A 25,920-nucleotide genomic window follows, 5' to 3' on the forward strand; every position below is an offset into this window, starting at 1 on the left:
CCTCCCAAAAAAATCAAATTTTGCTTATAGATGTTGCTGAAGAGATCGGTGCTTCGCGTAATCATCTCGTCGTTCTTTATCCATGTAGTCCGCCACTGGGAAGTCCCACCAACCTGGAGTAAACGGCCCTGCTGCATCCCTTGAAGTCATTGCTTCTATTAATGTAGGTCCATCTGTTTCTAAGGCTTCTGCGAGAGCTTTAGCCACTTCATTTGGCGTTTCTGTTCTCCAAGACTTAAGTCCGAAATTTTTAGCTACTTCAGAGAAATTTGGTGTGTACGGCTCTCCATTTTTCAAACTAAATTCAGCTCCAATATGCCGATTGGTCAGTTTGCGCTGGCCACCGCGAATAGACATATAACCCATGTTGTTTAAAATCAAGAAAACTACAGGAATATTGTGCATCACTGCCACCGCAATCTCAGGTAATGACTGCATAAAATCCCCATCACCAACAACACATACAACTTTTTTATCTGGCTTTGCCAATTTTGCTCCGAGAGACGCTGGAACAGCCCACCCCATTGGTGACCAGCTTCCTGAGTGAATATAAGTCCGTGGCTCATATAAAGGAAATCCTTGTTTAATTACACTTTCACAATTCCCTGAACCTGCAGCCACAATTCCGTCACGAGGAAGTACTTTACGTAATTCAGCCAATACACGTTGTTGGGTCATTGGTGAGCTATCACTCTCTCGGCGCGGAGCAAGCTTTTGTTCCCACTCTTCCTTTTTCTGTTCAATCTCAAGATGATAACTCCCGCGACGTTCATTCATTTCCTCTGCCTGCTCTGGCGTTATGATCTCCAACAGATCCTGTAGGGCAAACTTTGCATCTGCTACAATTCCCACTTCTGTTGGATAGTTCTTTCCAATCTCCTGTGGATCAATATCAATGTGAATGAGCTTGGCTGGAGGGAAAGAGTACGTCACTCCCTTTACATAACTTGAAGAAGAACTATCCGTGAATCGACAACCAACTGAGATGACTACGTCTGCATTCGCTGCTAGAAAATTGCCGCTAGTTGTTCCCGTATGACCAATTGCCCCTGCAAATAGAGGGTGATCCTCAGGCATAGCACTTTTTCCATTCCATGTTGTTACTACAGCTGCCCCAACTACTTCCGCCAGTTGACGCAATTCAGGTGAAGCTTCTGCCGTGATGGCGCCACCTCCAACAACAATCACTGGTCGTTCAGAGGACAACAGTAATTTTGCTGCGGCTTCGATTGCCTCTGGGTCAGGACGAAGTCTTCCCATCGGCATTCTTTTCTTAAGATCATGAATTTCAACATCTGCACTTTCAGCTTGTACGTCCATTGGAACTTCTACATGTACGGGACCTGGTCTTCCACTCAACATAGAGTTAAAGGCACGGTGCATAATGAACGGAAGCTCATCAACTCGGCTGACTTCCCAATTTCGCTTAGTTACTCCTTCAGTGACGCGATTAAAATCGTTAGAGTGGTAACGATCTAATTCCTGCATGCATCCGTGACCACGCATATGGGTTCCAACCCCACCAGTAAGAAGAAGAGTGGCTGTCGAGTCGGCATAGGCTGCGGCTAATCCAATTATCGTATTTGCTGCACCAGGACCCACGGAAGTCATAGCAGCCATCGGTTTTCCAGAAGCACGGTAATATCCGTCTGCGAGATGAACAGCACTTTGCTCGTGCATCATCTGGATAAAGGGAATTTCACAGCCTTCCTGATGGAAAGCATCCATGAGTGTCCAGCTTCCGTGACCAGGAATACCTGCAACATAAGGAATTCCATAATTTTTTAAAGCCTTCGCAATAATTTGACTACCTGTTAATGTCTTACGACTACTTGCACCATTACCCAATTTTTCGACTTCATTTTCCACGGTATCGATTGATTTGCTCATAATTTTTCTCCCTTTCTCGTTTTGTTGACCGGTTCACCTCTACGAAAGACCCAAAATTGAATCACTCTTATCAGGATTACCTGTTATATTTAGTTTTTTGTTGACCGGTCAACTTAACATATTTAGTTCATACTTTTTCTTTGTTGACCGGTTCACTAACAAAACTAACATTTTAATAATTTTTTGTAAAGAACAATTTTTATATAATTTAATATATTCAGATAAATAGCTCTACTATCACACATGACAATTCCTTCTTAAACTTGTCTCATAGCAGTTATCTTTTTTTCATAACAAAGTGCTTGGAGGCTCCACCATTACGGTCTTCTATCATTTAACTCGTTAAGAATTTGTCCATGGTATCTGTCTAGCTTATAGAACAGGAGTGGAAGAATCTGAAGTGCTGTGAATAAAATGCCACTAGTAAACAGTATAATGGAGATGGCGTTTCGAGCTCCATCCGTAATTGCGTTTGGGTCATACCCCGCCCATCCTAATGCATACCCTACGAGTGCAGAACCTATCGCAATACCGAATAAGGTAGCGAAGCTATATGAAGAATATAGCAAACTTTCACTTTTCTTCCCAAATTTCCACTCTTGATAATCAACTGTATCACTCAACATCGCATAGATCGCTGCAAAACTCACTCCCATTAAAATGTAGGTGATTAGCATCAAAATAGTAAAAAGGATAGTTTGTTCACCTAGAAAGATTAGAAGAATAAATGATAATAAAGCTCCGGCAAGGGCGATGAGATTTCCATTTCTATTACCAAATCGTTTTAAAATAGGGCTTGCAATTAGGCCACCGACGAAGTTGCCTCCATTGACCACTACCAATAAAATTGTAGCCATTGCAGGTACGTTTAGAACATACGCTGCATAATAGATAATGATACCAGACACCGCTCCTAGTCCTAAGTATTGCATTAAACAACTAATAGTAAGCAATATCCAAGGTTTATTTTTAAACATATTGATTACTTGTTTCCTAGTTTCATCTTTATCTCCTATTTCTGTATACTCTGCAAATCGTTCTTTACAGTTTTTAAAAACAAGGAAAAACATTATTGTACCAAGGATAGAATATAAGGCCATCACAATTGGGAACCCCACCTGCTGATTTCCATTCCCGAAAAGGCTGACTAATGGCAAGGTACAAAAAGCTACAATAGTAGCACCCATCCCCATTCCCATCGTACGATAACTACCTAATTGTTGCCTTTCATGCTTATCCTGTGTCATCATTGTTAGCATTGAACCATAAGGAAGATTGACCGCTGTATAACAGAGTCCTAGTAAAAAATATGTTATATATGCATATATTAGTTTCCCGGTATCTGAAAAATCTGGTGTAATAAAGGTTAATACACTTAGAACCCCAAGAGGTATGGATAGGTAAAGCAAATAAGGCCTGGCTTTTCCATGTTTACTTTTAGTTCTATCAACTATAATGCCCATCACTGGATTAGCAACGGCATCGCATATTCTTGTAATTAAAAACAAGGTGCCAACTGCAGCTGCTGAAATACCATAAACATTGGTATAGAAAAAGAGTAAATAACTCGCGGTCATGCCCCAAATAAAATTTGAAGCCATATCTCCTAATCCAAAGCTCACTTTCTCCATTACACCTATCTTATTTGATCTGTCATTCAAACTTGTACTCGTTTTTAATGTATCCGCTTTCAATAATTCACTCATTCTTCTCACTTCCCTTCTTTTAATTACATACCTTACTCAGTTTTCGTACATTTAGTAATGCATCTAGTTTTAACCTTCATTGATTTCCATAATCAGGCCATTTTTACAATTTCACTTTGACAAATGTATACTTTCACCAGCTGGTAATATGGTCTTTTGCTTAAGTAGATGATTCCCAACACGCAACGCTTGTGCAACGATAGTTAGAACTGGATTAAGTGCTGCTGATGATGGGAAAAACGATGCATCCATGACATATAAGTTTTGAACCGTATGGGCTCGACAGTATTGATTAAGGACTGAGGTAGCAGGGTCATTACCAAAACGAATCGTACCGCACTGATGGGAATTTGTTTCTATTCCCCCCATCGGCTGAGCCACTAAGATTGGATATCCAGCCCTCTTAAGCATTTTTTTTGTCTCTTTAATTAATTCTTTATGAGCATTCATGTTATTCACTTTATATCGAACCTGAATCTTACCGTCTTCGGTTAAAGTCACGCGATTTTCATTATCTGGGAGGTCTTCGGACATAAGTAAGAAATCTATACTTCGCTTTGCAACACCGTTCAGAATTGGGTAAGGGATGAACGGCTTTTTATCTTTCATCATAGATCCTTGCAGTTTCCCAAGCATTTGTACATTTCCCATAGGGTAAGGGAAAGTAGAGCTACCAAAGTAAAAGTCATTAAGTGCAAATGTTTTTTGGAAGACAGTCGGATTTTCCTTAGGCTCCAAAGCAATGACCGCAGTGTTAATATGCATCATATAATTACCTCCAACTAAGCCCGATTGGTTTGCTAATCCTTCAGGATGCTTGGCATTCGCCGAACGTAAAAGTAAAGCAGCTGAATTTACAGCACCACATGAAGCCACAATAGTGTCAGCCACTGCTATAAAAATTTTTCCATCCTTCTCAAATTCGACTGCAGTAGCACGACTTCCACTTTCATCAGTCAAAATTCGGTGAGCATAAGCATTTGTAATCATAGTTACATTCTGAGATTTAAGTGCTGGCTGTATACAGCACACATCCGCATCGCCCTTCGCATGGATATTACATGGGAATCCATCACATGTTTTACAGCGTATACATTTCCCGCCCTCGTGTAAGTCAACAGCCATAGGAAGATGAAGAGGGTTCAGACCTTGTTTCTTCAACCTAGCTGCAATTTTTTCTAATGTCGGTTCATGAGGAACTTCTGGAAAAGGAAAAGGTGAAGACCGCGGTGGATCCGTTAAATCTTCTCCTGATTTACCATGTACAAGATAAAGTTCTTCAGCACGAGCATAGTAAGGTTCTAAGTCTTCATAGTCTATCGGCCAAGCTGGCGAAATACCGCCCTCATGTTTAATCTCCTTAAAGTCTTCTTTTCGTAATCGGTACATAACAGCACCATAAACTTTTGTATTACCTCCTACACAATAATTAGTTCCTGGCGAGAAAGGATTTCCCTGTTCGTCGTACCAGTATTCCTTCGTCTTATAGCGTTTTTCTGTGAATACTGCTTTCGTATTCCAATTTTCTGGTTCCTCTGGCAGATAGTCGCCACGCTCTAAAATCAGAATTTTCATTCCGCTGTCTTTTAATGCGTAAGCCAAAGTCCCACCACCAGCACCAGTACCGATTATAATGATGTCGTAGTGCTTTTCCATTTCTTTTATCCTCCCATTTTTTTAGGTGGATGCCAATTAGGATAATAAATTTCTGTTATCCTACTAACACTCAATTACTTACGATGTGCAAACCTTAATAGACATCCGGGGATAATTGTTTCCCATCCACCCTTTCAAAATCTTGCTAAAAACATTAACTTCATTTTTGTTGACCGGTTCACTTGATACAAGAGGCTCAAACTTTCCCCATCTGTTATCAGGCTCACCATTTACTTTTTTGTTTGTTAACCGGTTAACCTTTCATGTTTTTTTGTATTGAAAATATTTCTTAATAAAATTAACATCTAATTACTTTTTTGTAAAGAAAATATTGAGAAAATTAAATTTATTTAGAAAATTAAATCTAACCAGTTCTTTGTGTTGCATTAGAACCAACCTATCTTTATAATTTATATTAAGTTAACCGGTCAACGGAGGGATTATGGAAAAAAAAGTTACTATTCGCGATGTAGCAGCATATACAGGCGTATCACGTACAACCGTTTCTAATATAGTTAACGGTATAAACAAAACTTCGGAAGAAACAAAAGAAAAAGTATTGAAAGCAATTAAAGAGCTTAATTATCAACCTGATTTCACTGCAATCAGCTTGTCCAAGAAAAAATCAAATATTATAGGTGTCGTAATTCCTACATTTGATGATTCTCTTGCCCCTATTTTTAGAGAAAACCATTACTATACTGAAATTTTGGGTGGAATGGAGTATGTCTTTAAGAACCATAACTATGACCTTTTCATCTCTGGTATGATGAATCCTATTGAATTCAAAAATTGGATTCAAAAACGAAATTTAGATGGTCTCATTTTTTTAGGGTTATTTCCTGAGAGTGTTTATAACGAAATAAAAACGTTAGATATACCGATTGTTTTAATAGATAATTATGAAAAACATGGAGTAAACTATCCTAATATAAGAATTGATGATGAACTGGGCGGGTATATTGCTACAAAACATTTAATTGATATGGGTCATAAACGTATTAGTTTTATGGGACACGATTTAAAAACGATCTCAGTAGATGAAAAACGACTTAATGGGTATATTAAAGCACTACAGGAAGCTAATCTTTCTTTGAATGAGGACCTATTATTTGATGGTACAGGTAGTTTTTATGAGGTTGGCTTTCAAATGGGGTTAAAGCTATTAGAATTAGGAGATAAGGCAACAGCTATTTTTGCAACTTCAGATATTTTAGCGGTTGGTATAATTAAAGCACTACTAGAACATGGAAAGAAGGTTCCAAAAGATTATTCTATCGTTGGATTTGATGATCTAGTAATTAGTCGTTATTCAATACCCAGTTTGACGACAATTAGCCAGAATGTATTTAATAAAGGAGTCCTTTCAGCTCAAACTATTTTAAATATAATTGAACATGGAACGTCTGATCCAGTAAGTATTAACCTTCCTATTGAACTTATAGTAAGAAAGTCTACATCATTTTTATAAATATTCATATATAAGTTTCTTGTCACCTATGTAGTTTATAATCGACTTTTTATGCAAAACAATCCACCACTATGTTAATAGAGGTGGATTGTTTTAGATCGATTTATATATTTTTATACCTTTTCTTAACATTTATAAAATCCTTATAGACTAAAACAGCAACAACAATAAAACTTAGACTAACAACCCGGAAGATCATCTCTAAACTAATCCATTCAGCTAAAATACCTAATACAAATGCGCTAACTCCAACACCAACGTCAAAACTGGAAAAAAAGGTTGCGTTGGCTGCGCCACTTTTTTCATCACTTACCTTTTGAACCGTCCATGTTTGTAAACATGGCATAACAGTTCCATAACCTGCCCCAAATAAAATCGCAGCAATAATAAGATGAAGATCATTTGTCGCATAAGACAGCATAACAAGTGACAAAAATCCTAACACAGCTGATATAATGATGATAGACCAAGGTCCTTTTTTGTCATACCATTTTCCGGTAAACGGACGTAGTAAAGTTGCTACTGTTGCATTGATAAGGAAGAATAGAAAAATATGATCTAATCCCTTTTGTTTCCCAAAAAGAACTAAAAATGTAATAATCGCTCCAAAACCAAGTGTTGTAATAACCGTCAGTAAAGCTGGGAACCATACGTCTTTTTCAAAAATCATATCTAAAAATCGAAATGGTTGCTTCTCACACTTTACAGTAGTAGGTGAATATACAAATTGAAGCGCAATTACTGCCAATAGGCTGAGTACTACTGATGACCAAATTAAAATATCGAAGGAAAAAGAGTCATAGATAAGGATACCTATACTCGGTGCAATGATAGCCCCGACCGTTGTTGAAATAGAAAAATACCCCATTCCTTCTCCTAACCGTGTCTTAGGAATTAAATCGACTACTATTGTACTATTCGCTGTGGTTGATACCCCCCACGCTGCGCCATGGAAAAGTCGTAACAATAGAAAAAGCCATATAATATTAAGAAAAGGATACAGCATTGTAATAATCATTAAAGCTGCACTTGCACTAATAGCTAGACTTTTCCGTTGGTTATCAATTAAATAGTACCCTACAAAAGGTCTGATTAGAACAGCGCCTATCGTAAATAATGATGTCACTAAACCTACTTGAATGGAAGATGCATTCATGCTTAACAAATAGGCTGGCAAAATAGGGAGCAACATTTCAAACCCTATAAAAACTAAAAAGTTGCTTATAAATAAAAAAAGAAATGATTTATTAAAGATTCTTTGATTTTTCATATAATTATTCCTCGCTTCTAAATTATTTATTTTTTCTAAGTTAGAAGCGTTTGGAACACTGAAACGTTTTTCAATTGCCTAAGTTTTTTAGTCAATTGACTCACCCTCTCTAAAACTCCATAAAAATTTATCAAATCATTATATCAGAATTCCCCATTATAAACAAACGACTTTTTTAAACAACTATAATATAACTTAAATGGATTTATTGTAAATGTAACAACTTTATTGTCACTCTACACCATAGTTGAATAAAGAAAAAGCTACCTTAAAGATAGCTCTGATCTTCAGCTTACGCACCCGTTAGTTCAATAAGAATTGGGTTAGAATAAATTCAGTTATCTTTTCTTCGAAGTATCTTTATAATAAGTGCGAAAATAACTATACCAGTTAAAGAACCCACAGCGTATGACCAAGAAAAGTAATCAAAGATAAAGTAAATTATTAACATACAAGCAAAATATCCTGCTGAAAAACCTATTAAATATTTTATCAATTTCACTTCCCTCATCTCTCAAAATATTACATATACTTTATCATAAAACATGTGTTTCTTGTTCAACAATCCTGCCCCGTTTGTTCATTAAGAACTTCAGACTATTCATAAGGAATTACAACAGCATTACATGCTTTTTCATAAAATTCTATCGGTCCTGCTGCTCCGATAATTGCATACTCATAACCAACATCACTCATATCCTTTAAACAATTATGGAGTAGCGAATAGCCAATCCCACTAATCCTATTAGATACCGATACGCCCATAGGACCAAAATAACATTTCTTATTCTTATATATATCAAAACCTGCAAAACCGACTATTTCTCCTTTATTATCTAAAGCTATATATATCGAAGGTTCACTTAATAAAAATGCTTCTCTAATAGTTTGTGACCATTCTTTTGAAAAATTATTTTCAACAAAGGGAACAAGGTTGGTTGCATCGTTATTATTCACTTTACGAATTATGTGCGAATTTATTTTTGGGAATATGTAATTGCCAAGATGAGTAATCATATCTCGCGAAGTAGTACCGAGGGTTAAAATTATTTTCCTGTCTTCATCTGATAAGAAACTGTCAATAACATTAGTTGTTATTAAAGCTTTAAGCAAATGACCTTCGTTTATATAGGTTTGGTTATATTTTTTCATATAACTAATTGCAACTTCGAAAACCTTTATTACATCGTCGGTTACGCCAACGGTGAAAAAAATACTGTTTGTTGTATCTTGAGTTGAAGGATTATCTATATTCTTATTCAAAGCTCTCAGAGAAGTTCTTTCTATGGTACATTTTAAAGATATTTCCCCAAGTACTCCTGTTTTTTCATTTAAACAAGCTATAAGTAAGTGTACAGGCTGTAACACTTTAAGATTAGAAAATATAGCTGCTTCATTTTCTGCACTCCTCATTATTCTTAGCATTCTACTAGTGAAATTTATATTGGAATTATTCAGTTTTAACTCCTCCTTTCCAGCCATTCTACCATATTAAACCATATATAAAGAATTCCTTGTTCAACTAACCTGCCCCGATAGTTGCATAAGAAACTCCTATGGCGGCGCTCCTCGCCGCCACCATCTACCACGAAAACCTGCTCTTTATCCAAAATAAAGTCTAACCCATTAAACCCTTGACAATAATGGATGATAACAATACAACCAGGCTGAACTTTTTTTGGTGGATCTTAAGGAAGATACCCTGTATAAGAAACTGGTTGTGACAGTATTGAAGAACCATTTAGTGTACTACAAGTACGTATACAAAAATTTTTGTAACAAATCTCCTGTCATATGTATTGTTAATCTTTTATTGAGGTGATTCTCCTATGGAAGCAATGATTGAACGGTGTGCTGGCCTAGATGTACACCAAGAAACAGTAGTAGCCTGTGTATTATTTGGTCCATTAGATAAAAAGCCAAAAACCTCTATTGAAACGTTTTCAACTACAACAACGGGACTCTTGGCTTTAAGTGATTGGTTAACTACCCTTCAGGTATCCGATGTTGTAATGGAAAGTACCGGAGTCTACTGGAAACCAATATGGAATATTCTCGAAGATTCTTTTCACCTTGTTCTTGCCAATGCCAGGCATGTCAAAAATGTTCCAGGGCGTAAAACTGATGTGAAAGATGCCGAATGGCTTGCCAAGCTTCTAAGATGCGGACTTATTGAAAGCAATTTTGTTCCACCGGAGGATATTCGTGATTTACGGGATCTTACTCGTTATCGAAAAAAATTGATTCATCATCGCACATCCGAGCAGAATCGCATTCACAAAATTCTTCAAGATGCTAATATCAAGCTAACATCCGTACTATCAGACATTTTTGGTGTATCGGGACGCCGTATCCTTGAAGCGATTCTAAACGGTGAAAAAATAGAGACCGATGGTCTTCGAAAAATGGTGGATTGGCGAACAAAAGCTAGTATTACGGACATTGCCAGTGCAATTAATGGACGTATTCGCCGTCATCATCGTGATATGTTGCGTTACCATTGGGAGCATATGAGTTATTTAGAAAAAGCCATAGAAGAATTGGAAAAACAAATCGATCAACTCCTGTCCCCCTATCGTAAGGAAGTAGAATTATTGGATGGAATACCTGGTGTGAACAAAGCTGCCGCAGCTACTTTTATTGCAGAGATGGGCGTGGATATGTCCGTATTTAAGTCAGCTAAACATCTTGCCTCTTGGGCTGGTGTGAGTCCTGGAAATTACGAAAGTGCTGGTAAAAAAAAACGAGTAAAACCACACAAGGTAACAAAGCTTTGAAAACGATGGCTGTAGAATGTGTACTAGCGACATCAAGACAAAATAATCGAATTGCTTCACATCGAAAAAGGATTACCAAACGGCAGGGAAAAATGAAGGGACGAATCGCTTCTGCTCATTTACTACTAACGATTGCTTACAACATCTTAAAAACAGGGGAACCCTATCAAGAACTAGGCTCAAATTATCTTGAAGAAAAAACAAAATAACAAAGAATTAAAAATGATCGAATACCTAAAAAAGAAAGGCTATACAATCGATCCATCTGAACAACAAACTGCATAACCAGTTAAAATAACGACATAGTACATTTACGTCCTTCAAAAAAATTAGAATATGGTGGGCTTATTTAAGTATGGCCTTTCACTAAAGTGTTTTCATACAAAAAAGTCCTATTTATAAATTACTTCATAAAAATCCAAAACATCTTTTTCCGCGACTCCATTTGGCATAAACCCACCTATTAATTTAACTATTTTACTGTCTTCATCAATTTCAACCTTATATTTTTGCTCTTCGTATATTTCAATACGTGGAGTTACATCAAATTTGCTAACCTCTGAAAGCATATTGTTTTCATAGAAGTATTCTTCGTAGTAAAGGGTTGCGTACTCCTGTGTGCCACATACGCTACGTTCATACTTAACAATTTTCCCATTATCATAAGTACATTTGGACACCACTTCAATGTGACCCATATTATTAAACTCTACTCCAAGAACAATATCATCGGAGTAAATCAAGAATTCTTCATCAAAACGGCTAACTGGAGTGGTAAACTCATTTACACCTTTTACCCTTATCAATCTATTGTCTGCATCGAAGCCGTATTCATAAGAATATTTCCCAAAATCCGGTTTTCTTTTAAGTAGTTTACCTCTTTTAATATTTCCTACGATCAAATCAAGTACCAGACTTGGACAATAATATCCTCTGTGAAGTGTTTCTCCACCTTTTGAATACTCAAAAGTGACAATTTCCTTTTCTTTTGAATTCTGTAATTGGGAAAGTTTACTCGCAAACTCGTTTCTAATGCTTACTAACTCTGAGATAATATCTTTGAACGAGTTTAATTTATTTTTGTCGATTGAATATTTGAATTTTTCATTTGTCCCATCGCTGATTGTTGCAATTCATTCAGCATACGTTCAAAGTTATCCATTTTATCACCCTACAGTTCATTAATTGCCTTTATTATTATTTATTTACTTTTTGTTTGTTTTGTTGCTTATTAAACTATCCTGCCCCGTTAGTGCCATAAGAAAAAGGCTGCCTCAGCAACCTTACTTATTTTGAAGTAAAGTACCCGTAAACTTAAGAAGATGTTAAGGTAACAAATTCTTCGGCATCTTTAACGCATAATTCAATTCCTTTTTCCCAAAAGGCTTCTGATGTAATATCTTCCCCTAAATGCTTCATTACTAAATCTTCTGTGGACATACTTCCTGAATCACGAAGCAAGTCTAAATAATCTTTTTCAAATTCTTTTCCTTTTTCCTTTGCCTTTGCATAAATACTTAGAGAAAATAAGTATCCGAATGTATATGGGAAGTTGTAAAATGGAGATTTGGTCATATAATAATGTGGTGTCCAAATCCACGAATGGATAGAAGCATTATCAAGAGAACCTTCATACCCTTCATCTATTGCTTCTTGCATTAGTTCATTTAAACGTGATGATGAAACAATCCCCTCTTTACGTTCCTCGTAAAATTTCTTTTCAAACAAGAACCTAGAATGTATATTCATGAAATTCATCACACTACGTTTTAATTTTTCATCAAGCAGAAACAATTTTTCTTTAGTGGATTCAGCTTTTTCCATTGCAGCATCTAAGATGATCATTTCGGAAAATGTTGAAGCAGTTTCAGCAATACTCATTGGATATTGTTTATTCATTCCATTAACCGGTTTCATCGCATGGTTATGAAATGCATGACCTAATTCATGTGCCAAGGTTAAAACATTGGTAATTCTACCACCATATGTCATAAAAACTCTTGATTCTCCTGAAAGTGGGAACCCCGCACAAAACGCAACAGTTGATTTATTTGGACGATCTTCAGCCTCTATCCAACCTTTATCAAATGCCTGCCGAGAAAAACTTTCTAATTCCGTTCCAAATTGACTAAAATGCTCCAAAATAAAATCCACAGCATCTTCATATTTTATCTTTTGATTACCTTTTGTAACAGAAGCCCAAAAGTTATACGAATGCATTTTTTCATCGCCATTCATTTTTGCTTTTTGATTTAGGTAATTTGTAAAAGGTTTTTTGTATTTACTAACGGCTTTCCACATTGCATTCAGTGTTTCCTCTTTGATGCGATTTTCAATCAAAGGAACTTTTAGTATATTTTCTAATCCTCGTTTTTTGTACACTTGTAATCGGAAACCTGCGATATGATTCAGTATTTTGGCAAATAGTTCTTCTTGCTCGTTCCATTTATCTTCCAAAGCCCTATGAGACTCTTTGCGAACCTCTTCATCAGGGTGTGAACGTAAATTTATCGCTTGACCAACAGATAATTCACTTTTTTCTCCGTCGATTTGAACATTAACTCTAATACTATTAACAAGTGAATTATAAAACTGCCCCCAAGCATGATAACCATCTACCATCAGATCTGAAACTAAGCTTTCTTCTTCATCTGAAAGATGCATCTCGGCTTTTTTACGCCATTCATTAAGTATGAACTTATAGTTATTTAAAACCTCAGTATCTAGTATACCTTCCCACAAATGTTGATTTGTGTTTACAAGTACTTTTTGTACTTTTTTAAAAGCAGACTCAAAACGAGCATTTATAGAAGATGTTTTTCCTCGTAGTGTTGTAGCAGTTTGATCCTTTGGGTTTTGTGCAAGAAGACAGGTTATAAAAGAATTGGCTTGTGATAGGTTCATTCGAATGTCTATTATGTATTCAATAATATCTACAACTTTTAATGATTCATTTAATTCTTTTGGAGTATGAAAAAATTTTAATTTTTCTTCAAATTTAGAAACTTTGGTTTCCAATTGTTTTAAATGTTCACGAAATTGAGATGATTGGCTCCCATCTGGAAACAATTTATCCAAGTTCCATACTTGCAGATACTCTGTTTCTTTCATTTGTTTGCCCCCTAAAAATTTTAATACTACGGTTCCTTAATAAAACGTACATTCTCAGTTTATCAAACTAAGGAATATTATGGGGGTTCTTTAACTAATCTGCACCGATAGTTGCATAAAGAAAAAGCTGCCTTAAGACAGCCCCAATCTTCAACTAACGCACCCGTTAGTTCTACAAAAAGAAAAATATAGAAAGCTAGTTTACCTTTAACATGCATATTCCGTTAATTAGGCTATCTAGGAACGTTTAACTTTGTCGGTATTTTTGTTTTGATTATTAATCAAGGCTGAACCATAAATGATTCAGCCACTGTTTTATTTTTCTTATTGTCCGTTTTCATCTGTTTGTGAATCGTCTTCAGTACCTTCTGTTTCAGCTCCATCATCAGTTTGATTATCTTCCGTTTCTGTATCTTCTGTCTCTGTACCCACACTACTGCAACCTTCGACAACACCAACCAACATGAAAGACGCCATCAATACCATAAGCCATTTTTTAAGGTTCTTCATCCTTTTCTGCCTCCATGATTGTTCAAATTTAGTTACAAGACTATCATACAGGCATTTCAGAAAATCAGAATCTTATTTACCATTTTTTAACAAAAATTCGCAATTTCTTTAAAGTCCCTTAACATTTCTACTATTTGGAAATCCATTTATTATAGACACCTTTTTTCATTTCTTTAATAATGTTTTCTTTCATTTTTTCAAACAGAAAATGGTTGCCTGTATCGATGAGGCATATTCAAGGACGACATTTGACCTGATTAAATTCTGAGACAAGAGTCATCTAGATGACTTGTTTCCACTTTTTTAGAATAAGCACTTATTGAATTCCAAAGCATGAATTTGCTGCATATCTCGATCTTTATATTTTTCCAATGTTATAAAAAAACCAACCTTTGGTAAAGAGCAAATTAGCTTAAATACTCAATGAATCTCGAACCCTTTTATAAAGCCTTTATGTTCTCTTGATCCTATAGACATAAGCGTAACATGTCTTCCCTCTAGTCCACTGTGAGAATAAAGTAGATCAAATTTGAAAATTCCCTTGAAATTAGGCTCAACAATCGAGCTTCGATTGAATATCGAAACTCGATGGCTTCCTAAACTTTTTTAGATGCTGTCTACTTGACGGTGTAAGTCCGCTATCTATGTCTTCTTTTACTACCTTACCTTTTCAAACCCCCTTTAATTAATCCATCCTTTTCTTTTTAAAAAAACAAAAACAATCAATGTGATTATGCATATATCAAATAGACTTTCTATTTCTATTCCCAAGTCTTCAAAAAAATCCTTCAACATCCTTTTTCAAACTCCCTTAGTATGATAGCTATATCTCTCGAAAGCTCACTTACTCGCAGGATTTCATAACCCCTGAAATTAATTATAAGTTGTTTGAATCTTATAGTCTTTTAATCTATTCTAGTAATCTAGTGAATACCCTTTGGCTATTTTCAAAAGTAAGAGAATCACCAACGACGATTCCACGAAAATTTACAGCTCGTGACACTTTTAATAGTTGTGAAATATTCACACCGACAACGAGATGACGATCCGAAATTTGTTCAATAGCTGATTTTATTTTTTTTGCATTTTATACTTCATAGTAGAGCTTCCACCTTATGATGCGTGTTGTGATTATGTATACTTATCGCACTGATGGGCTCTTTTTCGAAGTTAAAATCTAGCGTTCTACAGGAATGCTCCCTGCCCAATAAGTTTTTTCACGTAATCCAAAGCGTGGTTCATCGCCAAGAGATGAACTACTGAAAAACCGGTATCTCCTAGGGGAGTAATGCCAGACATATAGTATTCTTTAATACTTAAAAAGAGGTGGACATGTTGGTATTGATATAGGGAATAGCTAGTCATGGGAGGCACAAACTAGTACTGGCATCGCATTTGTGATAGAACAAAATACTTCCAAGTCTAGTATTCTGTCTGTTCTAATAGTATCAGCAAAAATTTATTTTTGAAATATTGAAAAAATTAAATAAGTTACTCAATTATCTTTAAAATTTTTGTCTATCTCCTATCTTTGCAACGTGTTAATATGAACTTAATCAAACACGATTGTTTTATTACCATGAACAATAACTTTATCTTCAATATGCCAGGAAACAGCTTCGGCAAAAACTTGTCTTTCAACATGACTTCCGGCAACCTTTAATTCTTCTATTGTATGTCTATGATTAACCCGCTTTACATCTTGCTGAATAATGGGTCCTTCATCAAGATCATTCGTAACATAATGGGCAGTTGCTCCAATTAACTTAACACCTCGGTTATAGGCCCTGGCATAAGGGTTTGCTCCGACAAATGCCGGTAAGAAAGAATGATGAATATTAATAATTTGATTGGGAAACTCGGAAATAAATTTAGGGGAAAGGATTTGCATATATCTGGCCAAGGCAATAGAGTCTACTTTCCCTTTCAGTAGTTCTAGAGCTTTCTGTTCAGCTTGTTGTTTTGTTTCATGAGTTATAGGGATATGATAATAAGGGATACCATAACTCTCTACTACTTCTTTTAAATCAGGATGATTACTGATTACCATTGGAATTTCCACTAGAAGTTCATTCGATTTCCAACGCCATATAAGCTCCATTAGACAGTGATCCATTTTAGATACAAAAATGGCCATTCGTTTTCTTTTCTTATTACCGCTTAAGCTCCAATCCATTGAATAAGCCTGAGCCAGCATATGTAAGTCTTCCTCAAGTTTTTCATAGGAAACATCAAAATCATTTAAATCAAATTCGATCCTCATAAAAAACATACCTGTTTGTGGATCCGTCGTATGTTGATCAAAATGAACAACATTTGCTTTGTTTTCTAATAACAGATTAGATACAACCGAGATAATACCTGGCTTCTCTGGGCAAGATATTAATAATTTAGCCCGGTTAACATTCACTTCTTTAATCAAGGTTCTTTCACCATCCTATTGAATTGTAATTAAAGCACTAAAAAGCTGCGGATTCAAAACTGAATATACTACTATCGATGATTGAACAATCCCTGTAACTGCAATAACGAATCCTATCATTCTTGAAATACGGTGAGGATGGGCGAAAGAATTACAAAGAATTTTGCAATCACAACACATATTTTCAGTTTTCACTAGAATTTTTATCTAGGCATGTATTTCTTTACCATACACAGCCAGGGCTGCTTCCCCAATAGCTTCCGCTAATGTAGGGTGCGGGTGTATTGTATGAGCGATATCCATTGCAGTTGCATTTAATACCTGTGCAAGACCAACCTCTGTGATCATATCGGTTACATGTGGCCCAACCATATGCGCTCCTAATATCTTATTAGATTCTTCTTCAACAACAAGTTTGACAAAACCATCTGATTCACCAAAAACAAGAGCCTTTCCAATCGCACGGAATGAGAATTTGCCTGTTTTTACTTGATATCCTTTCTGCATTGCTTCTTCTTCTGTTAGACCGACACTCGCTACCTCTGGACTGCTATATACGCATTTTGAAACAAGTGTTGGATCAAGAGGCACAGGGTTTTCTCCTGCCATATGTTCGATCGCGATAATTCCTTCATGTGAAGCAACATGAGCAAGCTGCAATCCGCCAATCACATCTCCAATTGCATAAATGTTTGGCTCATTCGTTTGATAATACTCATTTGTTTGAATAAAACGTTCGAATTCAACTTTCGTATTTTCAAGATGAATGCCTTCTACGTTAGGTAATCTTCCGACGGATACTAATAATTTTTCTGCTGTAAATGTCGTTTCTTTCCCCTTATATTCCGCCTTAATAGAGACACCATCCCCTTTTTCTAACGATTCTGGAAGAACCTTTGCCCCTGTTACAATTTTCACACCTTTTTTCTTCATTAGTCGCTGTACTTCCTTTGAAATATCTTTATCTTCCGTCGGTAAAATGCGCTCGGCATACTCTATCACAGTCACTTCTAATCCAAAGTCAATAAGCATCGATGCCCATTCAATTCCAATAACACCGCCGCCGACAATAATGATGGAATTTGGGAGCTCTTTCATTTGCAGTGCTTCATCCGATGTCATCACATATTCGCTATCCGCTTCTAAACCGGGAAGTGTTCTCGGACGAGATCCTGTTGCTATTAAAATATTTCTGGGGGTTAATATCATTTCCCGTTCTTCATTATTCAATTTCACCAAAACATCTTTTGACTGTAAAATACTTCCTTTACCCTCGTACACATCTATTTTTCCTTTTTTCATTAAATGTTGTACACCTTTATATAAACGTTCTGTAATTTCTTCTTTCCTGGCCTGTACTTTTGAGAAATCCAGTCCTACTTCCGGGGCAATAACACCGAATTTATCTGCATTCTTTGCATTTGAATATACTTCTGCACTTCTTAATAAGGCTTTACTTGGAATACAACCTGCATGAAGGCATGTTCCACCAAGTTTACCTCGTTCAACTACCGCTGTTTTTAATCCTAATTGAGATGCACGAATGGCCGCAACATATCCACCGGTGCCGCCTCCGATGATAACAATGTCATATTCTTGATTCATCTAATACTTCCCCCTTTTGTTTTCATAAACTTGGATATTTGAATATTGTAAGAAAAAAACCTTTCTAAACAAGATCTTCTATATAATAGGTAAGCTGTAACGATTCTATTAATCTATTTCAATGGCACATGCACTGGATGCAAAGCTATCACCGACAATAAAGCCACGATCTTCTAAATAATCAATTTGTGTCTCCTCATCTAAATAGCGTTTAGTAAAAAGATCTAATCTAAGCTGAACTCCCTCATATTCAATAATTGTATCGTTTCTGCGGGGCTCGTCCAATACGAGGGAGAACTTCACCGACACCCCGCAGCCGCCGGCAATATCGGCATCAATACGAGGAATTTGTGCATCCTTACGAGCCATTTCCTTCAGCTTAATTATGGCTGCCACTGTTATTTTGACTACCATCTGATTCTCCCCTTTCTTACTAGGTTTATTTAAAAATGATTACGCATTAGCCTTTGCTGCACGGACTTGTTCATCTGCATGATAGGAGGAGCGAACAAGCGGACCGGCTTCGCAATGACTAAACCCTTTTGACAAGGCAATGTTTTTCAGTTCTTCAAACTCTTCTGGACTCCAATATTTTTGGACCTTCAAATGTCGTTTAGTAGGCTGTAAATATTGACCAATAGTCATAATCTCCACATTGTTAGCACGAAGGTCATCCATCGTCTCCATAATTTCTTCTTTTGTTTCTCCTAGACCAATCATAATGCTTGATTTCGTCGGGATAGTGGCATTCATTAGCTTTGCCCGCCTTAAAAACTCTAGTGAACGTTCGTATGTTGCACGAGCACGAACTTGTGGAGATAATCGTTTTACTGTTTCAATGTTATGATTCAAAATGTCTGGCCTTGTATCCATTAATGTTTTTAAGTTATCATATTCTCCATTCAAATCGGAGGGTAGAACTTCAATGGTGCAAAACGGATTTCGCCGCCTTACAGCCCTTACAGTTTCTGCAAATATCTTTGCTCCACCGTCTTTTAAATCATCACGAGCAACAGCGGTAATCACGACATGCTTTAAGCCCATTTGCTCTACTGATTCTGCGACACGTTCAGGCTCTTCCCAATCAAGCTCTGAAGGTAGCCCAGTTTGAACTGCACAGAACCTGCAAGCTCGCGTACATACACTTCCTAAAATCATGAAAGTTGCCGTTTTTCGGACAGCCCAGCATTCATGAATGTTAGGACATCTTGCTTCTTCACAAACAGTATGCAGCTTTTTTTCACGCATCATTTTCTTTAAGCCCGTATACTGTTCATTGGTATTTAATTTAATTTTAAGCCATTCTGGTTTACGAAGATTACTGATGAACATTTTATTTCTCACTCCTATGAGCAGATGTAATTTTTGTTTTAAGGTTGTTCAATAGTCTATAAAAAGACCAATTGAATTTCTCCATTGCTCTGTCTTTTTAATTCTAAAGAATATTTCTTCTCGCCCTTCTTGTCTCTTTTTGTCATCCTTTTTACACGCGTTTACATCAAACCACCATGAATGAAATAATGAGACTTTCCTTTTTCTCTTTATTTTCATCCCTGGTGGTTCATGTTCAAGCATTTATTTATGACTTTACCGTTTCTTCCTCTACTACTTCCTCTTTGGAATAACGCAAAATTGGTTGTCTAGCTGCTTGGACCTCATCCAATCGCCCTATGACCGTAGTATGTGGTGCGTCTAAAACAACCCCTGGGTTTTCTTCCACTTCTTTGGCAATTTGAATCATTACATCCGCAAAAGCATCGAGTGTTTCCTTCGACTCTGTTTCTGTCGGTTCAATCATCAAACATTCCTCAACATTTAACGGGAAATAAATGGTCGGCGGATGGTAGCCGAAATCTAGCAGACGTTTTGCCATATCAAGCGTTCTTACACCCAGCTTTTTCTGCCTAGAACCGGATAGGACAAATTCATGCTTACAAATTTGTGAAAATGGCGCTTCAAAATATGGCACTAATCTTTTGCGAAGGTAATTAGCATGAAGTACGGCACTTTCAGATACTTGGCGCAGCCCTTCAGGCCCCATCGTGCGAATATAAGTATACGCCCGCAAGAGAATTCCGAAGTTTCCATAATACCCTTTTACCCGTCCTATAGAGTGCGAATGATCAGAGTTCAGCACATATTTATCCCCGGATTTTTCTATTCGCGGAACTGGCAAGAAAGGAATAAGTTTCTCTTTCACACCGACAGGACCTGCCCCTGGACCGCCACCGCCATGAGGCGTCGTAAATGTTTTGTGAAGATTTAAGTGCACGATGTCAAAGCCCATTTGACCTGGTGTTGTTTTACCTAAAATGGCATTGGCATTCGCTCCATCATAGTATAATAAGCCGCCAGCTTCATGAACAACCTGAGCGATTTCCACAATTTCTTTTTCAAAAAGTCCAAGGGTATTTGGATTTGTCAACATTAGCGCAGCAGTATCAGGGCCTACATGTTTCTTTAATTCTTCTAGGTTAACTAATCCATTTTTATCGGATGGGATCGTGATCGTTTGAAAACCAGCAACACTTGCACTTGCAGGATTTGTACCGTGCGCGGAGTCTGGAACAAGTACTTTCGTTCTGGTTTCACCTTTTTGAGCATGGTACGCCTTAGCCATCATTAAACCTGTCCATTCCCCTTGAGCCCCTGCAGATGGCTGTAAAGTTACAGCATCCATTCCTGTGATGACAGCTAGCTCTTCTTGTAATTCATATAAAACCTCTAGTGCACCCTGTACAGTTTCAACCGGCTGATATGGATGAATGCGGCTAAATCCTTCCAAACGTGCCACATCTTCATTTATTTTCGGATTGTATTTCATCGTACAAGAACCCAGCGGATAGAACCCATTATCGATCCCATGGTTTTTATTAGAAAGCGCTGTATAATGGCGGACAAGTTGCAACTCTGATACTTCCGGGAGTTCTGCCGGTTCATCACGAATTAAATGCTTTGGAAATTTGTCATTTATATCAACACAGTCAACGTCACTTTCCGGAAGACTTGAGCCCACACGTCCTGGTCGACTTATTTCAAAAATTAACTCATTATATTCAACCATTTACAATCGCCTCCAAAACATCAATAAATTGATCAATTTCTTCTTTTGTTCGCTGCTCAGTCACAGCTAGCAACATTTGATTTACAAAGCCGTAATCACTTTTTAAATCAAATCCACCGATAATACCGGCCTTAAGAAGTTTTTCATTGACTTCCTTTACCGGTCGAGGAAGCCCGACAACAAACTCATTGAAGAATGGTGCTTCATTGATTATGGTAAAGCCCTTCTGTTCTAAAGTTTTCGCCATGTAATCAGCTTTCTCAATGTTTAGCTGTGCCATTTGACGAATCCCTTGCTTTCCAAGTGATGTCATACAAATAGAGGAGGCAAGAGCATTTAATGCCTGGTTGGAACAAATATTGGATGAGGCTTTATCACGGCGAATATGCTGTTCACGCGCTTGCAGTGTTAACACAAACCCACGTTGTCCTTTTTCATCTGCTGTTTGCCCTACAATACGTCCTGGGATTTTGCGCATGAGTTTCTTACTTACCGCAAAATAGCCGCAGTGTGGACCGCCAAAGGACATCGGGATTCCTAATGGCTGCATATCACCGATCACAATATCTGCCCCAAGTTTCCCAGGAGCCTGCAAGAGTGCTAGTGCAAGAGGATTGGCGCTTACGATTAAAAGGGCACCTTTTTCTTCCGCAATTTTCTTAATTGCTTTTAAATCCTCAATGGAACCGAAGAAATTTGGATATTGAACAATTACGGCAGCAGTGTCCTTATCGATTTGTTCTTGCAGATTCCCTAAATCTGTAACCTCATCAGCAAGATTTACTTCCTCAGCTGTGTATCCCGGACCTCCAGCTACTGTATGTAAAATAGCACGGGATTCAGGATGTACCGCTTTGGATACAAGTACTTTTGAACGTCTTGTAGATGCAACGGCAAGTGATGCAGCCTCTGCAAGCGATGTAAAACCATCGTACATGGAAGAGTTAGCCACATCCATTCCTGTCAACTCACAAACCATCGTTTGAAATTCAAAAATCGCTTGTAATTCACCTTGACTGATTTCCGGTTGGTAGGGTGTATAAGCTGTGTAAAATTCGGAACGTGAAATCATATGATTTACCACACTTGGAATATAGTGATCATAGGTACCTGCACCTAGAAAAGTTGGGTAATGATTTGCATTTTTGTTTTTTGTAGCAAGCTGATTCATTTTTTTCAAAAGAAGCGGTTCAGGAACCGCCTCTGGAATGTTTAGCTCATCCTGCAGGCTAATTTCAGCTGGAATATCTTCAAATAACTCATCTATAGAAGAAATATTTAGAAATTTGAGCATTTCCTCTTGGTCCTGTTTCGTATCAGGGAGGTATCTATAAGTGGCTGTCATATTATTCCTCTCCTTCATTAGTAAATGCTTGATATTCATCTTCGTTTAGAAGTGAATCTAATTCTTCTGGATTGGACATTTCTACTTCGACTAACCACCCTGCTTCCAATGGATGCTCGTTAATCGTCTCTGGAGCGCCTTCTAACTCTTCGTTTACGGTAACTACCGTACCTGAAACAGGTGAATAAAGTTCGGAAACTGCTTTAACTGACTCGATCGTTCCCATCGATTCATTGACAGTTACTTCATCATCAATCGCTGGATTTTCAACAAAGACGATATCACCTAACGCCTTTTGTGCATAATCAGAGATTCCAATACGTACACGATTTCCTTCTAATTGTTGCACCCACTCATGTTCTTTGCTATATCGTAAAATTGATGTTACTTTTGTCATTGTTTTTTCTCCCTCTCTGTTTTTTGATTTTTGTTATAATTCAGATAATAAAAGACCGATTTTACTCATAGCAGGTTGTCGATTTCGGGCTGCATGTAAAGTAGCGGAAATCGACTTAAAAACTACACGATAACTCTATTAAAATATTTCCACTTATCTTTTGTAGAATGGTGCATTAACAATAACAGCTTCAATCAGTTTATTACGAATTTCCACTTTTATCGGCGTCCCCACTTCAGCTTGGTCGGCTGATACCAAGGCAAGACCTAAGCTTTTCTTCAAAGATGGTGATTGTGTTCCGGATGTAACAATACCTATTTCCTCTCCACCTTGAGAAATTACCTTGTAACCATGACGCGGAATCCCTCTGCCTGTTACTTCAATCCCTACTAATTTTCGTTTTAATCCAGCTTCTTTTTGTTCTGTAAGAGCAGATTTTCCGATAAAGTCACTTTCTTTGTTCGTCTTTACGACAAAGCCGATTCCTGCTTCAAGCGGGCTGATATCGTTACTGAGTTCTTGGCCATAGAGTGCAAGACGTGCTTCAAGTCGAAGCGTGTCCCGTGCACCAAGTCCACATGGTTGTAATCCATTCGTAGTTCCTGCTTCTAAGAGCTTTTCCCAGAGTACTACCGCTTTGTCTGCTGCTAAATAAAGTTCATATCCATTTTCTCCTGTGTAACCTGTACGGGATACAAGTATGTCGGTAATCCCGGAGATGTTGACATGTTGGGCGAATTTAAAAGAGCCAATTTCTGATAAATCTATTTCCGTTAACTTTTGCAAAATGCTTTCTGCCTTTGGACCTTGGATGGCAAGCTGAGCGATGTCTTCCGAAATATTTTGGAGCGCCATCTCTCCTTTTACATGCTGCTTCATCCATTCGTAATCTTTCTCAATGTTTGCGGCATTAATAACGAGTAAATATTTTTCATTCCCTAATTTATAAACTAATAAATCATCGACCGTTCCGCCGTCTGGATAACACATTGCGGTATACTGTGCTTGATTGATGCTAAGCTTTGTTACATCATTTGTAACAAGGTAGTTAATATAACTCTCGGCATCTTTCCCTTCCACAAGTACTTCTCCCATATGAGAAACATCAAAAAGTCCTGCTTCTGTTCGAACAGCTTCATGCTCTTCTAAAATGCTGGAAAACTGAACTGGCAGAGCCCAGCCACCAAAATCAATAACTTTTGCTCCGTATTTTTTATATACTTCAAAAAGCGGTGTTTGCTTTAATGCTGTTTCAGTACCCATGATCTACCCCCGATTATGATTCATGATTTCCTACAAAAAAGACGTTCTTTCACCCGTTTACCGGTTTCTGTCATTGCCAAGCCACCAAGAGCCGTTTCTCGAAGGGTCCTTGGCATATCATTTCCAACCTTATACATGGCTTCAATTACCTCATCACAAGGTATGCGGCTTTCAATCCCAGCTAGAGACATGTCGGCCGCTGAAAATGCAATTGAGGTTCCAATCACATTCCGCTTGATGCAAGGAACTTCCACAAGTCCTGCGACTGGATCACAAACCAATCCTAAAAGTGACTTCATCGCAATGGCTGTCGCATTCACGGCTTGCAGTGGTGTTCCGCCTTTTAACTCAACGATTGTCCCCGCTGCCATGGCCGTTGCGGAGCCCACCTCTGCTTGACAGCCACCAGCAGCCCCCGAAATGAAAGAACGGTTCGCAATGACAAGCCCGAGCATACTTGCCGTGAATAACCCCATGACTAAATCTTTATAAGGCGTGCCATCATTTTTATGAAGCGAAAACAGTACCCCAGGCAAAATCCCTGCTGCACCCGCAGTTGGGGTAGCTACAATGACCCCCATTCGGGCGTTACTTTCAGAAGTTGCCAATGAAAAGCTCATTGCATTGCTTATATAGCTGCCTGACAAAGATTTACCTTGTTGAACGTAATCATTCATTTTCAAAGCATCTCCGCCAGAAATTCCACTCGGTGCGGTTGAGGCATCCTTTATACCGTTATCAACGGCTTCCTTCATTTTTATCAATCGTTCTTCCATCATACTGATAATAACTTGTTGGTCTCTTCCTGACTTTTCTGCTTCCATCATTAGCATGATTTCGCCAATGCTTTTTTCTTCTCTTTGACAAGCTTCATTTAGTTCTTTCATGGTCTGGATTTCCATCATATAGCCTTGTCCATTACTTTCTTTCTTGGATGATAAGAACTAGCAAGGGCTGAAAAGTCATCACCTGCACTGAGACGAATCGCTACCATATCGTCGTCTATCATGAAAATCTTGGATAAACCACCACCAAGTGATGCTCCGCCTACCTTTACTACACAATCGCCGTGTTTTGCTGTCACGATTGTTGTGTTAGGATGGTCAAAATACTCGCAGCAGCTTTCAAATTCAATTTCGTACTGCATTCCATTCTCTTTTGCCCATCCCAATGAGTTTTTAATGCGTGAATCATCGGTATCCATCCCAAGTAATCCGCCAAGCAGTGCTTTATCTGTTCCATGTCCTTGATAGGTTTCAGCAAATGAATCATAGAATACAATTTTGACTTCTTTTGGATAATCTCCTAACAGTTCATGGATGAATTTACCGATTGACACTACTCCGGCTGTGTGGGAACTTGACGGTCCTACCATGATTGGACCTATTATGTCAAAACAACTTTGAAATTCCATTGAGTCCCCCCCTTTTTTC

At 37.6% G+C, this 25,920-nt stretch carries 22 protein-coding genes and 1 pseudogene; 3 read left to right on the plus strand and 20 right to left on the minus strand.

Annotated elements, in window-relative coordinates:
* Positions 1–24: 24 nt before the first annotated feature.
* From JFV29_RS14950 to JFV29_RS14960, 3 genes are all read right to left on the minus strand, one after another.
* Positions 25–1,890: a thiamine pyrophosphate-binding protein gene (locus JFV29_RS14950; RefSeq protein ID WP_201184904.1), complete on the minus strand. Its 1,866-nt coding sequence runs from the start codon at positions 1,888–1,890 to the stop codon at positions 25–27.
* 317 nt (positions 1,891–2,207) lie between these two features.
* Entirely contained in the window at positions 2,208–3,596 is a 1,389-nt protein-coding gene (locus JFV29_RS14955) for an MFS transporter (RefSeq protein WP_201184905.1), read from the minus strand.
* A gap of 111 nt (positions 3,597–3,707) precedes the next feature.
* Positions 3,708–5,252: a GMC oxidoreductase gene (locus JFV29_RS14960; RefSeq protein ID WP_201184907.1), complete on the minus strand. Its 1,545-nt coding sequence runs from the start codon at positions 5,250–5,252 to the stop codon at positions 3,708–3,710.
* A 442-nt stretch (positions 5,253–5,694) separates the two neighbouring features.
* On the opposite strand from JFV29_RS14960, the gene JFV29_RS14965 reads away from it, so the two are divergent.
* Positions 5,695–6,723 (plus strand): LacI family DNA-binding transcriptional regulator, encoded by a 1,029-nt coding sequence (locus JFV29_RS14965; protein ID WP_201184909.1) that lies wholly within the window; start codon positions 5,695–5,697, stop codon positions 6,721–6,723.
* Between the two features lie 103 nt (positions 6,724–6,826).
* Here JFV29_RS14965 and JFV29_RS14970 read toward each other — a convergent pair whose 3' ends face one another.
* Positions 6,827–7,993 carry an MFS transporter gene (locus tag JFV29_RS14970; protein ID WP_201184911.1) on the minus strand — a complete coding sequence of 389 codons (1,167 nt, stop codon included), beginning with the start codon at positions 7,991–7,993 and terminating at the stop codon, positions 6,827–6,829.
* Positions 7,994–8,590: 597 nt separating this feature from the next.
* Positions 8,591–9,475 carry a GNAT family N-acetyltransferase gene (locus JFV29_RS14975; protein WP_242486886.1) on the minus strand — a complete coding sequence of 295 codons (885 nt, stop codon included), beginning with the start codon at positions 9,473–9,475 and terminating at the stop codon, positions 8,591–8,593.
* Between the two features lie 347 nt (positions 9,476–9,822).
* On the opposite strand from JFV29_RS14975, the gene JFV29_RS14980 reads away from it, so the two are divergent.
* A complete protein-coding gene (locus JFV29_RS14980) occupies positions 9,823–10,770 on the plus strand; it encodes an IS110 family transposase (protein ID WP_242485239.1) in 948 nt (315 codons plus the stop codon).
* Between the two features lie 5 nt (positions 10,771–10,775).
* Complete coding sequence (locus JFV29_RS30575) at positions 10,776–10,979, plus strand: hypothetical protein (protein ID WP_242486887.1); 204 nt, start codon at positions 10,776–10,778, stop codon at positions 10,977–10,979.
* A gap of 183 nt (positions 10,980–11,162) precedes the next feature.
* Here JFV29_RS30575 and JFV29_RS30580 read toward each other — a convergent pair whose 3' ends face one another.
* From JFV29_RS30580 to JFV29_RS15050, 15 genes and pseudogenes are all read right to left on the minus strand, one after another.
* The gene (locus JFV29_RS30580; protein ID WP_242486888.1) at positions 11,163–11,672 is read right to left on the minus strand and encodes a hypothetical protein; all 510 of its coding nucleotides are present in this window, start codon (positions 11,670–11,672) and stop codon (positions 11,163–11,165) included.
* A 412-nt stretch (positions 11,673–12,084) separates the two neighbouring features.
* Positions 12,085–13,881: a M3 family oligoendopeptidase gene (locus tag JFV29_RS14990; protein WP_201184913.1), complete on the minus strand. Its 1,797-nt coding sequence runs from the start codon at positions 13,879–13,881 to the stop codon at positions 12,085–12,087.
* 324 nt (positions 13,882–14,205) lie between these two features.
* Positions 14,206–14,391, minus strand: coding sequence for a hypothetical protein (locus JFV29_RS14995; RefSeq protein ID WP_201184915.1), 186 nt, complete (start codon positions 14,389–14,391; stop codon positions 14,206–14,208).
* A 913-nt stretch (positions 14,392–15,304) separates the two neighbouring features.
* A pseudogene (locus JFV29_RS31730) lies at positions 15,305–15,489 on the minus strand (IS110 family transposase); the annotation flags it as partial.
* Positions 15,490–15,943: 454 nt separating this feature from the next.
* Positions 15,944–16,813 carry a formyltetrahydrofolate deformylase gene (gene purU / locus JFV29_RS15000; RefSeq protein ID WP_201184916.1) on the minus strand — a complete coding sequence of 290 codons (870 nt, stop codon included), beginning with the start codon at positions 16,811–16,813 and terminating at the stop codon, positions 15,944–15,946.
* A gap of 207 nt (positions 16,814–17,020) precedes the next feature.
* On the minus strand, positions 17,021–18,418 hold the full coding sequence (gene lpdA, locus JFV29_RS15005; RefSeq protein WP_201184918.1) for a dihydrolipoyl dehydrogenase: 1,398 nt from the start codon (positions 18,416–18,418) through the stop codon (positions 17,021–17,023).
* A 108-nt stretch (positions 18,419–18,526) separates the two neighbouring features.
* Positions 18,527–18,832, minus strand: a complete 306-nt coding sequence (locus JFV29_RS15010) for an iron-sulfur cluster biosynthesis family protein (protein ID WP_201184920.1) — start codon at positions 18,830–18,832, stop codon at positions 18,527–18,529.
* Between the two features lie 39 nt (positions 18,833–18,871).
* Entirely contained in the window at positions 18,872–19,750 is an 879-nt protein-coding gene (gene lipA / locus JFV29_RS15015) for a lipoyl synthase (protein ID WP_201184922.1), read from the minus strand.
* A gap of 48 nt (positions 19,751–19,798) precedes the next feature.
* A complete protein-coding gene (locus JFV29_RS15020; protein WP_201184924.1) occupies positions 19,799–19,993 on the minus strand; it encodes a hypothetical protein in 195 nt (64 codons plus the stop codon).
* 4 nt (positions 19,994–19,997) lie between these two features.
* Positions 19,998–21,482, minus strand: coding sequence for an aminomethyl-transferring glycine dehydrogenase subunit GcvPB (gene gcvPB, locus JFV29_RS15025; protein WP_201184926.1), 1,485 nt, complete (start codon positions 21,480–21,482; stop codon positions 19,998–20,000).
* Complete coding sequence (gcvPA, locus tag JFV29_RS15030; protein WP_201184928.1) at positions 21,475–22,827, minus strand: aminomethyl-transferring glycine dehydrogenase subunit GcvPA; 1,353 nt, start codon at positions 22,825–22,827, stop codon at positions 21,475–21,477. The genes gcvPB and gcvPA overlap by 8 nt, the downstream gene beginning before the upstream one ends.
* A 1-nt stretch (position 22,828) precedes the next feature.
* On the minus strand, positions 22,829–23,224 hold the full coding sequence (gene gcvH, locus JFV29_RS15035) for a glycine cleavage system protein GcvH (RefSeq protein WP_201184930.1): 396 nt from the start codon (positions 23,222–23,224) through the stop codon (positions 22,829–22,831).
* A gap of 153 nt (positions 23,225–23,377) precedes the next feature.
* The gene (gene gcvT, locus JFV29_RS15040) at positions 23,378–24,487 is read right to left on the minus strand and encodes a glycine cleavage system aminomethyltransferase GcvT (protein ID WP_053346222.1); all 1,110 of its coding nucleotides are present in this window, start codon (positions 24,485–24,487) and stop codon (positions 23,378–23,380) included.
* Positions 24,488–24,507: 20 nt separating this feature from the next.
* A complete protein-coding gene (gene sdaAA, locus JFV29_RS15045) occupies positions 24,508–25,389 on the minus strand; it encodes an L-serine ammonia-lyase, iron-sulfur-dependent, subunit alpha (RefSeq protein ID WP_201187856.1) in 882 nt (293 codons plus the stop codon).
* Positions 25,389–25,901 (minus strand): serine dehydratase beta chain, encoded by a 513-nt coding sequence (locus JFV29_RS15050; RefSeq protein ID WP_201184931.1) that lies wholly within the window; start codon positions 25,899–25,901, stop codon positions 25,389–25,391. Before JFV29_RS15050 ends, sdaAA begins: the two co-directional genes overlap by 1 nt.
* Positions 25,902–25,920: the final 19 nt, after the last annotated feature.

The organism is Peribacillus sp. TH16 (assembly GCF_016651095.1).
Lineage (GTDB): Bacteria > Bacillota > Bacilli > Bacillales > DSM-1321 > Peribacillus > Peribacillus butanolivorans.